The sequence below is a fragment of the Oceanobacillus sp. Castelsardo genome (assembly GCF_001659985.1).
GTDB lineage: Bacteria > Bacillota > Bacilli > Bacillales > Amphibacillaceae > Oceanobacillus.
Window position 1 is genome coordinate 599,763 of sequence record NZ_LYCS01000001.1, and the last position, 13,007, is coordinate 612,769.

The 13,007-nt window shown below is 35.6% G+C and carries 12 protein-coding genes; 1 reads left to right on the forward strand and 11 read right to left on the reverse strand.

Annotation, left to right across the window (positions count from 1 at the left end):
• Positions 1–361: 361 nt before the first annotated feature.
• From recG to A9178_RS03075, 3 genes are all read right to left on the reverse strand, one after another.
• On the reverse strand, positions 362–2,395 hold the full coding sequence (gene recG, locus A9178_RS03065) for an ATP-dependent DNA helicase RecG (protein ID WP_068672687.1): 2,034 nt from the start codon (positions 2,393–2,395) through the stop codon (positions 362–364).
• A gap of 152 nt (positions 2,396–2,547) precedes the next feature.
• Positions 2,548–4,209 carry a DAK2 domain-containing protein gene (locus A9178_RS03070; RefSeq protein ID WP_156520689.1) on the reverse strand — a complete coding sequence of 554 codons (1,662 nt, stop codon included), beginning with the start codon at positions 4,207–4,209 and terminating at the stop codon, positions 2,548–2,550.
• A 24-nt stretch (positions 4,210–4,233) separates the two neighbouring features.
• On the reverse strand, positions 4,234–4,596 hold the full coding sequence (locus A9178_RS03075) for an Asp23/Gls24 family envelope stress response protein (protein WP_068672434.1): 363 nt from the start codon (positions 4,594–4,596) through the stop codon (positions 4,234–4,236).
• Between the two features lie 226 nt (positions 4,597–4,822).
• Between A9178_RS03075 and rpmB the strand changes: the two genes are divergently transcribed.
• Positions 4,823–5,011 (forward strand): 50S ribosomal protein L28, encoded by a 189-nt coding sequence (rpmB, locus tag A9178_RS03080; protein WP_047186008.1) that lies wholly within the window; start codon positions 4,823–4,825, stop codon positions 5,009–5,011.
• Positions 5,012–5,504: 493 nt separating this feature from the next.
• On the opposite strand, the gene spoVM is transcribed toward rpmB, so the two are convergent.
• The 8 genes from spoVM to fmt all read right to left on the reverse strand — a co-directional run bounded on the left by spoVM (position 5,505) and on the right by fmt (position 12,975).
• Positions 5,505–5,585 (reverse strand): stage V sporulation protein SpoVM, encoded by an 81-nt coding sequence (gene spoVM / locus A9178_RS03090; protein WP_068672436.1) that lies wholly within the window; start codon positions 5,583–5,585, stop codon positions 5,505–5,507.
• A 29-nt stretch (positions 5,586–5,614) separates the two neighbouring features.
• Entirely contained in the window at positions 5,615–6,274 is a 660-nt protein-coding gene (locus tag A9178_RS03095) for a thiamine diphosphokinase (protein ID WP_068672437.1), read from the reverse strand.
• A gap of 5 nt (positions 6,275–6,279) precedes the next feature.
• The gene (gene rpe / locus A9178_RS03100; RefSeq protein WP_068672438.1) at positions 6,280–6,936 is read right to left on the reverse strand and encodes a ribulose-phosphate 3-epimerase; all 657 of its coding nucleotides are present in this window, start codon (positions 6,934–6,936) and stop codon (positions 6,280–6,282) included.
• Positions 6,937–6,938: 2 nt separating this feature from the next.
• Positions 6,939–7,820 (reverse strand): ribosome small subunit-dependent GTPase A, encoded by an 882-nt coding sequence (gene rsgA, locus A9178_RS03105; protein ID WP_068672439.1) that lies wholly within the window; start codon positions 7,818–7,820, stop codon positions 6,939–6,941.
• On the reverse strand, positions 7,821–9,857 hold the full coding sequence (pknB, locus tag A9178_RS03110; RefSeq protein ID WP_068672440.1) for a Stk1 family PASTA domain-containing Ser/Thr kinase: 2,037 nt from the start codon (positions 9,855–9,857) through the stop codon (positions 7,821–7,823).
• A complete protein-coding gene (locus tag A9178_RS03115) occupies positions 9,854–10,612 on the reverse strand; it encodes a Stp1/IreP family PP2C-type Ser/Thr phosphatase (RefSeq protein ID WP_068672441.1) in 759 nt (252 codons plus the stop codon). The genes pknB and A9178_RS03115 overlap by 4 nt, the downstream gene beginning before the upstream one ends.
• A 74-nt stretch (positions 10,613–10,686) precedes the next feature.
• A complete protein-coding gene (rsmB, locus tag A9178_RS03120) occupies positions 10,687–12,036 on the reverse strand; it encodes a 16S rRNA (cytosine(967)-C(5))-methyltransferase RsmB (RefSeq protein WP_068672442.1) in 1,350 nt (449 codons plus the stop codon).
• Positions 12,037–12,975: a methionyl-tRNA formyltransferase gene (gene fmt, locus A9178_RS03125; protein WP_068672443.1), complete on the reverse strand. Its 939-nt coding sequence runs from the start codon at positions 12,973–12,975 to the stop codon at positions 12,037–12,039.
• Between the last annotated feature and the right edge of the window lie 32 nt (positions 12,976–13,007).

The following is a 13,007-nucleotide window of genomic DNA, read 5'->3' on the forward strand; positions in this document are numbered from 1 at the left end:
AATTTACTTAATTTAATCCTATCTTAAAAAAGGCCGCCTCCAGCTACAGCGCCCAGCGACTAGCGAGACTTCCTTCACCTCCGTACGATAAAGAAGACTTGCCGATTGGTGAAACCAGAGGCTTAGTCGCCCTTATACCCCTGTGGTGAAAGTCAACATCGACTCCGGACACTAAGGAAGGCCGACTAAGAACGGCCTTTGCGGCCAACGTTGGCACACCTCTATGAAGAGGCGTGTTTCCTTTATCTCCTACGGCTCAGTCCAGTCCGTACGTCGCTAACCGGGCGCTTGCGCTTTTGTGCTTATGACTTGGTACTAATAGTAATATATTATACCATTAACATTTATGCAAGCAATGTTATTAATCTAATATATTTGCAAATGAAGGGTCATTTTCTAATAATTTTCTTAAATAATAATAATCCTGATCTGCGTAAAGAAGATTATTCTCAATAATTTCTTGTGCATCTGAGCGTGCCGTCTCAAGAGCTTTAAAGTCGTGAACCATATCCGCTACTTTAAATTCAGGCATGCCACTTTGTTTTTTACCAAAAAAGTCACCAGGTCCTCTTAATTTGAGATCTTGCTCAGACAGTTCAAAACCATTCGTTGTCTCGGTCATAATTTTCATTCTTTCCTTACCGACTTCTCCTTTTGGATCAGCAATTAAAATACAATAACTCTGTTTATCTCCCCTACCAACTCTTCCCCGTAATTGATGTAATTGTGACAAACCAAAACGTTCAGCGTCATAAATTACCATGATGGTAGCATTAGGAACGTTAACACCTACTTCAACTACCGTAGTCGATACTAAAACCTGTACTTCATTGTCAGCAAATTGTCTCATCACTTCTTCCTTTTCCACCGATTTTAATCGACCATGCATCAAACCAACTTTGATTTCAGGTGGAAAAATTTCTATTAATTGATGATATAAATCGACTGCATCCTGAATATCTAACGAATCCGACTCCTCAATAAGTGGGCAAATAACATATGCTTGTTCCCCCATAGCTATATGCTTCTCAATCATTCGTAATACACGTTCAAACATATTATCTTTCGCCCAATAGGTCTCTATTTCCTTTCTTCCCTTTGGCATTTCATTAATAGTTGATACATCCATATCTCCAAAAGCAGTTATAGCTAACGTTCGAGGAATTGGTGTGGCAGTCATGAATAGAACGTCAGGTTTCAATCCTTTATCTCGTAACATTCTGCGTTGTTCCACACCAAAACGATGTTGTTCATCAACAATAACAAAACCTAAATCAGAAAAGTTAACATCTTCTTGAATTAATGCATGTGTCCCTATTAAAATATCTACCTTATGCTCCTCTAACGCGGATAAAATCTCCTTCCGTCTTTTACCTTTAATGGAACCCGTTAGCAATGCTATATTAGCTTTATTCTTAAATAATTCAAGTAAGGACTCATAATGCTGTTCCGCTAAAATTTCTGTCGGCACCATAAGTGCTCCCTGTTTTCCCGCCGTTTTCGCTGCGTATAGTCCGATAGCTGCGACGGCCGTTTTTCCTGATCCTACATCCCCTTGTAATAAACGATTCATACGGTACGGGGATTTCATATCTTTCAATATTTCCTTTAAAGATTTCATTTGTGCTTTTGTTAAGGTAAAAGGGAAACCTTGAATAAATTGTTCCACTTCTTTTTCATCGTAAATTTGTGCATTTCCTATGGAAGCTTCACGGTTAATTTTACGTAATAATTGCATTTTTAGTTGAAAAAGTAAAAATTCCTCAAATATAAATCTTCTTCTAGCATGTTTTAATGCTATTCGATTCGAAGGGAAATGCATCGTTTTAATTGCAGTTTTTCGTTCAGGAAGTTTATAGGAGTTCAAATATTTCTCTGGAAGAATTTCAATCATTTCATTCAATGTATCATCCATTGCAGTTTGAATCGTTTTTCTTAATTTTACATTTGTTAACTTTCCTTTTAACGAGTACATAGGTTGAATCGTTGCGTCTTGATTAGCTGGCCCTATTTTATAATTACTGACAGTGATTTGAAGTCGATGGGCATCCCATTTTCCTGTTAAAGTCACTGTAGCATTCGAATGGATTTGTTTCTTAGCAAAAGCCCTATTAAACATAACTGCCTTAATTGCTACACCTTCGACTTCAACAGTAAAAGTAAGTCGTGACTTCTTTCTACCGTAATATTGAAGTGTTGGTTCATGTATGACCGTACCTTCAATCGTTACTTTATCCTCATGAATGAGTTCAATAAGCGGTTTTATTTCAAATACATCATAGCGATAAGGGAAATATTCCAATAAATCACGTATGGTATAAATATTTATTAATGCCAATTCTTCAGCGTACTTTTCACCTATTCCTGTTAATTCTGTGATAGACTCTTCAAGCAAAATAATCACTCTTTCCATTTTACATATCTACCTTAAATTATAACAAAAAGAATAAGAATCACCATTTATAGAACACAAAAACACCAAACTGACGAACCCAAAAGCTTTCATTTTGGGCTCTTTACAAAAATTTGGTGTTTTACTTATTACGATTATTCAACTGAAAAAATATAAGAATATATAGGCTGATCCCCGTTGTGTACTTCTACTTCAACATCTTCATATTCACTTTCAATATATTCCACAAGCTGATCAACTTCAGAAGATTTAACATCTTCACCGTATAATACGGTTAATATTTCATCATCATCTGATATCATTTCTTTTAACAATAATTTTACTGCTTCTTCTTTTTTAGGATGAGAAGATTTAATATCTCCGTCAATGATACCCATAAAGTTATCTTTTTCAATTGTAATACCATTAATTTGTGTATCCCGAACTGCATAGGTAATCTGACCAGTCTTCACTTGCTGTCTAGCCGAATCCATTGATTGTTTATTTGTTTCAATATCTGATTCAGGATGAAATGCAAGAATAGCACTAATCCCTTGTGGAATTGTAGTTGTCGGTACAACCGCAACCACTTCTTCAACCAATTCAGCCGCCTGATCCGCAGCCATTCTAATATTTTTGTTATTCGGTAAGACTATAACATTATCAGCATTTGCCTGTTTAATCGCATCCGCAATATCCTGTGTACTAGGGTTCATCGTTTGTCCACCTTCAATAACAACAGTAGCTCCAAGGCTTTCTAACAATTCCTTAATCCCTTTCCCCATTGCAACAGTTACGATAGCGTACTTTTTCTTTTCTCCCGCCACCTTTTTCTTAGGTGCGTCCCCAACAATTGCACTATGCTGTTCACGCATATTCTCAATTTTCATATTGATGAGGCTGCCATATCGTTGGCCTAATGTAAGACAAGTTCCTGGTGTTTCAGAATGTACATGAACTTTTACAATATCTTCATCGGAAACAACTAATAAAGAGTCACCTATTTCACTTAATTCATTTCGAAATTCATCTTCATTGTATGGATTTTCTTCTAACTTTTCTTCTTCAAACTTCACCATAAATTCCGTACAATAACCAAATTTAATATCAGAAGTATCCATAAAATCTTGAGTCACTTTATGATGTTCCGCATTGACCATTTCTTCCATATTAATGTTAGAAGGTTCATCAGGTAATTCTTCGCCCTTAAGCGCGGCTAAAAATCCCTCGTAAATAGTTACCAAACCTTGCCCACCTGAATCAACAACACCAACTTCTTTTAATACAGGTAAGAGCTCGGGTGTTCTTTTTAAGGAAGCCTTAGCTTCATTTAAAATAACTTCCATCAGTTTTATAATATCTGTTTCTATTTTTGCTGCTTCTACTGCCTTTTTTCCAGCGTCTTTAACTACTGTTAAAATAGTACCTTCAACAGGCTTCATTACCGCCTTATAAGCAGTTTTCACTCCAAAATCAACTGCCACGGCGAAATCCTCAGCAGAAAGGGATTCCTTTTTATCCATCCCTTTTGCAAAACCGCGAAAAATTTGGGACAAAATGACCCCGGAGTTTCCTCTGGCACCCATTAATAGACCCTTAGAAAATGCGTTCGCAACTTCTGAGGCATTGGAACTATTTAGTTTTTTCACCTCATTAGCACCCGAAGTCATGGATAAATTCATATTTGTCCCAGTATCACCATCTGGTACTGGAAAAACATTTAATGCATCAATCATTTTGGCGTTATTAGATAAATGATGTGCTCCCGTTAATATCATGTTTGTTAACATAACGCCATCTATTTTTTCAAACGTCACAATACTTCCTCCTACTAAAAGAACCTAATCTTGAGCTACCCTAACTCCTTGAATATAAATATTCACAGAGTCAATAGATAGACCAAGCGACTGATTCAGTGCGTATTTTACCTGAGACTGTACATTACTAGCAACTTCGGATATTTTTGTTCCGTAGCTAACTATAATATACATATCTATATGTAGTTTTTCGTTTTCTTGACGAACTATTATACCTTTAGAATAATTTTCTTTCCTAAGTATTTCAGCTATTCCGTCTCTAATTTGACTTTTGGAGGCCATACCTACAATACCATAGCATTCTTCAGCAGTGCCACCAGCAATTGTAGCAATTACATCATTTGTAATTGTAACTTGACCATCATTCGTATTTAGCTCTATGGACATAAAAATCCTCCTTAAACCCTGCTAATATATGAAAATTATACTATACATTAGCCTATTTTAAAAGAACGACTCTTTCTTTTACTATTCATATAGGTGTTGCGCCCTCTAAACCAGTATAATATTAAAGATAGTTCCTATTCAAAAATAAGCAATTGCATTCTTTTCTTCCTTATGGTAAATTATATAAGTATTATTGTCACATGTTATAGAGTAAGGAGGGAATAACATGGCTAGAAAATGTGTAGTAACTGGACGTAAAACTAGCACTGGGAACCTACGTTCTCACGCTATGAATTCCAATAAGCGTAAATGGAAAGCTAATGTACAAAAAGTACGTATTATGGTAGATGGAAAACCTAAAAAAGTTTATGTATCTGCTCGCGCACTTAAATCAGGTAAAGTTGAACGCGTTTAATATACGTTTTACATTAGTGAAATAAAAAGCACCCAGCTAATGGGTGCTTTTTATTTTACTTCTATTCCATTTTTACACCTTCTTATCTGCCAAAAAAAGAGCCCTTGCCTTTTTGTGGCAAAAGCAATCTTTTTATTAAATAAGAAAATATAAAAATTTAGCTTATTATATCTTGTCTTAAGGAAGTCCACGTCCGGCTCCAGCGCCCAGCAACTAGCAGGTCTTTTTGATGGGACAAGCTTTAGCGCAGTCCCAAACTTCACCCTCCTCCACTACGATAAAGAAGACTTGCCGATTGGTGAAACCAGAGGCTTAGTCGCACTTATACCCTTGCGGTGAAAGTCAACATCGACTCAAAGTACTAAAGGAAGGCCGACTAAGAACGGCCTTTGCGGCCAACGTCGGCATACCCCTATGAAGGGGCATGTTTCCTTTATCTCCTACAGCAGTGGAATGTCTATACGTTGCTAAACGGGCGCTTACGCCTTTGTTCTTAATCTTTCTTAAAAATACCTATAACTACTTTCACAAATCCACCAATGAATTTCGGGAGTTTTATAGTATAAAATTTCATAAGTGCCCTCCTCTAATGACAATTCCATTTTATTCAGGAATTGCACTGCGACTCTTTACAACTAATAATATGCCTTTCTCATAAAAAAAAGTACCAGAATTTGAAATAAGCTCATTAGAAATACATAGAGTCGAACCCCAGTGAATCGTTTTATCCTGAAGAGGATAGTAGAAATTGGTTAGTGTTAATCCTTCTACTTCTTGGGAAAATGGAATAAAAGATATATATCGATATCTTTGATCCTTTTTTATAATATGTTCTCCCGGAAATGTTAATTCCATTTCATTTAAATAATCAATTAATACCGCCCGAATTCCCTTTTTTCGAATTCTATATAATAATTGAATATTTATTAATTCATGGTCCAATCTTCCACCAGTAAACCCAAATAAATAAATAGTGGATGGATTTTGATCAAAAGCTTTACGTATTGCTAACTCTAAATCTGTTTCATCCTTTTCAATAGGATATTCTTCATAAACAATCGCATTTTCTTTAATTTTTAACTTTTCTTCCATATTAATGGAATCAAAATCACCAACTGCATAAGATACTTTGATATCATGCTTTAATATATAGAGCGCCCCACGGTCAGCACCAATCCACACATCCACTTCGTCCTTAAATTGCTTTAAATCCGGTAATGTGTCGATTGGACCATTTCCTACAATTCCTATCTTAGCAGCCATTTTCATTAACCTTTTGTCGCTTGAATAATATTTTGAATTGCTTCTTTACGGTTTTCGTGATTAAAAACGGCACTTCCTGCTACTAGTACATCTGCACCTGCATCTGTACATAGTTTAGCTGTTTCAACATTGACACCACCATCAACCTCAATTTCAAAATTAAGATTTAATTCAGCTCTCCATTTAGCAATTTGTTCAATTTTACTTAGTGTATTCGTAATAAAGGATTGACCACCAAATCCAGGGTTAACCGTCATAATTAAAACCAAATCCACATCAGGAAGAATAGGATAAAGAACATCAGCTGGGGTTGCTGGATTGATTACAACTCCTGCTTTTACACCTTGATCCTTTATTAATTGGATAGTTCTGTGCAAATGTACACAGGCTTCTTGATGCACAGTAATAATAGATGCACCACTTTTTGCAAAGGATGGAATATACAAATCTGGATTTTCAATCATTAGATGGACATCTAATGGTAAATTTGTTATAGGTTTAATTGCATCTACTACTAATGGACCAATCGTAATATTAGGAACAAAATGACCATCCATTACATCTACATGGATATAGTCAACCCCTCCTTGCTCTACCTCTTTTATTTCTTCTCCTAATTTTGAAAAATCTGCTGATAATATAGATGGTGCAATCTTTGTCATAATTAATACCTCGGCTTTCTCGTTTGTATTTCGTTTAGAAAATCTAAATAATGTTCATATCTAAATTCTTCAATTTCCCCATCGATTAATGCTTCTTTAATTGCACATTTTGGTTCCTTGTGATGCAAGCAACCACGGAATTTGCAATTATTTCTTCGTTCTCTCATCTCCGGAAATAGTTCAGGTAATTCCTCAAGCTCAATTTCATTAAAATCAAGAGCGGAAAATCCTGGGGTATCAGCAACTAATCCACCTTCTACTTCTAATAGTTCCACATGTCTAGTTGTATGTTTACCCCTTCCTAAGCTTTCTGATATTTCACCAGTAGCTAATAATAAACTTGAATCCAATGAATTGATTAAAGATGTTTTACCTACTCCAGATTGTCCTGCTATGACCGTTATATTATTCTTCAAATATAATCCAATGTCTGAAGAATGGGTGGAGTCCTTTGTTGATAATAATTCCACTTTGTAACCTAGATTTTCATAAACTTTTTTATATTTATTTAGTTCTTCCAATTTTTCTTCCGATAATAAATCTATCTTTGTAATAAAAATAACTGGTATTATATTTTTAAATTCAATTAGCACTAGAAACCGATCTAAAAGTGTAGTACTAAACTCCGGTGCTATGGCAGAGCTAACAATGATAGCTTGATTTATGTTTGCAATTGGTGGACGAACAAGTTCATTTTTTCTAGGCCTAATTTCCATTATGTACCCTTCGTTTGGGCCACTTATTTCGAATTGTACAATATCGCCAACCAAAGGAGTGATTTTTTTATTTCTAAATACCCCTCTTCCCCTACATTGGTAAAGATTATCATCCGATTTAACATAGTAAAATCCGCTTAGAGCTTTAATAATTCTTCCTTCTGCCATTTATTCACCATCCTCATAGTTTACTTTTTCTTCTTTAATTAATTGATCCTCCAACATTACTTTATATTCTGCTGAACTATCCGGTGCTATCGTCAATGTAAATGACACTTCTTCATCATCAGTTATTACCTTATCCTCATATAAATCTGAAATATTATGATCCGTATCTCCAATGTAGATTCTTACGACTTTTTCAGCTGGGTCTTCTCCCTCCGATTCAGAATCATCATCCTCCGACTGAGAAGGGCTATACTCTATTGGTACCGTAATGGAAACTGTTTTCGGTGGCTTAGGTTCTGGCCCAGTAGAAATATATACATCTACCGTATCACCATGCTGTAAACTTGTTCCTTTACTAGGATCTTGACTTATTACATAACCTGGTTCAACTGTATCAGAATTACTTTCAATCTTGTTCATTTGTAAGTTATTGTCCTCTAACTCTTTTCTTGCTTCTGTTTCAGTTAAACCTGTTAGATTACTTAAATTTACAGGTTCAGGTCCTAAGCTCACCTCAAATCTTACCGTTGTGTCACTTGGCACAACTTCACTATCTGGACTAGGGAAGATTTGCGTGATTATTTCACCTACTGGAAGATTTGAGTATTCCTCGTATGGAATAAAATCTTCAAATCCAGCAATTTCAAGTTCACGTTTTACCTGACTATAATCTTTTCCAACGTAATCTTCAAAAGTAACCTTCTCTTTACCAGAACTAATAAAAAGTGTAACGGTAGAACCTTCATTCACGATTCTGCCAGCACTAGGGCTTGTTTTTACAATGTGACCTTCATCTATGTCTTCTGAAGTAACCATTTCATCTTCTACTATTAGATTCAAACTCTCTAATAAATCCCTAGCCTCATCCGATTCCATTTCTATAACCTTAGGTACTTCTACCTCTTTTGGTTGAAGCAAACCCGGGACGAAAAACAATGCAATGGCACCAATTAAAAGCACAAATATAAAAAGAAAAATCGGCCATTTTTTCCTCTTTTTCTTTTGTTTCGCCTTTTTCTTTTGTTTGACTTTCTTATCTACCTTTTTTTTATGCTTCTTTGGAGCCTCTTCCGGATGATTCTTCGTTAAGCTATTCGTATGAATAATCGTTTCCTCATTAATATTACCTTGAATTTGATCATCTGTAATGATTGGTATTGCTTTTGTTTCATCCCCTACTTCTACAGGCGGAGTATAAGGTGCTTCATTTATTTTATCCGGATTGAGTGCGGTCTCAACTGCCATTTCCAAGTCGTAAATCGTCTCATAGCGATGAAAGGGATCTTTAGTTGTTGCTTTTAACACTATATTTTCAACACTTTGAGGGATATCTGGATTAAACCTTCTAACGGAAGGAGTGTCACTTTGCAAATGTTTTAATGCTATCGATACTGGAGACTGTCCAGAGAACGGTAATCTCCCTGTTAACATCTCAAACATAACGATTCCTAATGAATAGATATCTGACTTTTTAGTAGCCATCCCCCCCCGTGCTTGCTCGGGAGATAAATAGTGTACTGACCCTAGTATCGAATTAGTCTGAGTAAGTGCAGTCGCGCTTAATGCAATCGCTATTCCGAAATCAGTTACTTTCACTTTACCAAAATTATCTACTAATATATTTTGCGGCTTAATATCCCGATGGACTATATCATTCGCATGGGCATGAGCAATTGCAGACGTAATTTGTTTCATAATATCCAAGGTTTCGGTAACATCGACTGGACCAAAGCGTTGTATGTATTCTTTCAATGTCATCCCATCTACATATTCCATTACCATATATAATAAATGGTCCTCTTCTCCAACATCATAAATACTCACAATATTTTCATGTGAAAGACTGGTGGCAGATTGAGCCTCCCTATCAAAACGAGCGATAAATTCTTGATCATTAGCATATTCCATACGTAAAGCTTTTACTGCAACATCACGTTCCAGAATAGTATCCCTAGCTAAAAATACATCGGCCATTCCACCAGCACCAATTTTATTTTTAATTTCATACCGCTCATTCAAAAGGTGACCACTTCTCATTCATTCTCACCTTCTTTCAAAGAAGTATGATTTGAAAGTAGAATTAGAGAAATATTATCCTCGCCACCTCTATCATTTGCTAAGTCAACTAATTCTTTACCAGCCAAATTGATATCCTCGTGTTTGTTAATAATTTCAAACAACTCTTCATCAAACACCTTATCAGTTAACCCATCTGTTGCAAGTAATACTTTTTCACTTTCATCTATCAAAATCGTTTTAATATCGGCATCTACCTGTAGTTCAGAACCGAGTGCTCTTAACACAACATTTTTTCTCGGATGATGCTTAGCGTCATCTCTCGTTATTTGACCAGACTGAACAAGAGCATTGACTAGTGAATGGTCTTCTGTAACTTGTCTTTGTTTATCCTGATTAAGTAAATAACACCTGCTATCACCAATATGGGCTATCGTTAAAAATTCATCAATATGAACTACAACGACAAGAGTTGTTCCCATTCCTTCACATTCTTTGTTACTCTGTGCATGTTGATAAATAGATTCATTAATTTCTTGAATGGTATTTAACAACCATTCCTCAATTTCATTTGGCTTATCGAATTTTTTTGTACTTTTCCACTTTTCGTCTATTAGGGCTATAGCCATTTTACTAGCGACATCACCAGCAAGGTGCCCTCCCATTCCATCAGCAATGACTGCTAATAGTTGATTTGAAGAATTATAATAAATCCCACCGGCATCTTCATTATGACTTCTTACCCTACCCCTATCAGTTAAGAATGTACCTCTCATCAAATACCCCCAAGCATTAAGAGTCGCTCATATTACTCCAAGTATTACACAAATCCCAACATAAAAGAACAATATTATTGAATTTTTTTAAGACGAGTTAAGAAAAAGCCATCCGTTTGGAAATCTTGTGGAAATAATTGGAATCCATACTTCGAAATTCCGGTTAAGCCTTTTGTTTCATTTGGTAAATCACTGAAAAATGTCTCGTCTACCTTAAAGTTAGAATGACTTTTTAGAAATGCTTGAACAACATTTTCATTTTCACTCGTATCCACTGTACATGTACTGTATATCAATAATCCACCTGTTTTTAACAATGGGGAGACGCTATTTAAAATTTCAAGTTGAACTTTAGAAAGATTGCTTATATCTTCTTCCTTTTTATTATATTTAATTTCTGGTTTACCACGCATAACTCCTAGACCAGAACATGGCGCATCTACTAGAATACGATCAAAATTTTCCGCTTCATGAACTTCACCTAATTTTTTGGCGTCAGCTTGGTTCGCATTAATAATAGAAAGGCCGAGGGTGGATGCTTTCTCTTCTATTAAATTAACTTTTTTCTTATGTAGATCATAAGCATAAACGATTCCTTCATTTTCCATCTTCTCGGCAATATGGGTTGCTTTTCCGCCAGGTGCACTGCAAGAATCCAATACTTTCATATGGGGTTTTACTTGTAACATTTCCCCAACAAGCATCGAGCTTTGATCTTGTATCGTTAAAAACCCATTTTTGAATAAATCGGTAGTTAATACATTACCTTTCTTCACAATGATACCTTGTTCAGATAAGATGGAAGGTTCTACTACAAATCCTAATTCACTTAATGTTTCAATGGCCTTTTCCCGTGTTATTTTTAAAGGTTGTACGCGGATAGATTGTGGGCGTTTAGAAATATTTTCTTCACACATTTTCTTCGTAGTTTCGTAGCCATACTCTGAAATCCAGCGTTTGACAAGCCATTCTGGATGACTTGTTTCAATCGATAACCTTTTTGCATCGTCTTTAATCATAGCAGTATCCGGAATGCCGTTTCTCTGAATACTTCTAAGAATACCATTCACAAAACCAGCTATCCCCTTATGGCCACGCTTTTTAGCGATTTCCACTGCCTCATGTATAACTGCGTGGTCGGGAACTTTATCTAAGTACACCATTTGATAAATAGACATTCGTAAAAGCATTCTTACCCATAGATCCAATTTTTTCTTTGAATTCATATAGTAATCTATAAAATAATCTAAAGTTATTTTTCTTTGTAACGTCCCATATACAATTTCCGTCAGTAACTTCTCATCTTTCGGATTTATTCGATTCGATTTGATCTCATGATCAATTAATAAATGGCTAAATCCTTGATCTTTTTCAGTCCGAATCAATAAGTCTAAAATAGAATTTCTAAGCTGGTAAGTTTTCATTTAATCACCTAAAATTAATCCTGTTTTTATTCGATCACTTGCACCGCGAAGATAGTCTTTCACAAACATACGTTTTTTTCCAGCTGGTTGAATTTCCGTAATTCTAATACCGCAGCCATCACCACTAACAACAGTAAAGGAATCTTCTTCTACTTTCACTATTTCACCAGGTTTACCAGTATATTCAATTTGATCAGGTTCACCCCACCAAATTTTCATATTTTTATTTTCATAAGTAGTAAAGGCAACTGGCCATGGATGTAAACCACGAATTTGATTATATATTTCTATATTTGATTTATTCCAATCAATTTTTTCTTGTTCCCGTTTTACATTGGAAGCGAATGTAGCTTTCGTATCATCTTGTTTAATCGGATGAATACTTCTTGTAAAAATATTTGGTAATGTTTCCATTAATAATTTAGAACCCGCTTCGGAAAGCTTATCATGTAAAGTTCCGACATGATCCTTATTTTCAATAGGTACTTTGACTTGAGAAATAATATCACCGGCGTCCAGTTTCTCCACCATATACATAATGGTTATTCCAGTTTCTTTTTTGCCTTGAATGATGGAGTAATGAATCGGAGCGCCCCCACGTAATTCTGGAAGTAAAGATGCGTGTACATTAATGCAGCCAAATGGTGGTGTTTCTAATAATTCATTTGGCAGTAGCTGACCATATGCTGCTGTCACTATTAAATCCGGTTCATAAGATAAAATCTTCATATATTCGTCTTTTAGTTTTTCTGGTTGAAATACGGGGATACGATGTTTCTCTGCCTCAACCTTCACAGGCGGAGGAGTAATGACTCGCTTTCTACCCTTGGGCCGATCTGGTTGAGTTACGACTAAAACTATTTCATATTCTGATTCAACTAAAGACCTTAATACTGGTACCGAAAAATCAGGAGTTCCCATAAATACTATTCGTTTCATTATTTAACCTTCTTTCTCAAATTCTCTTAGAA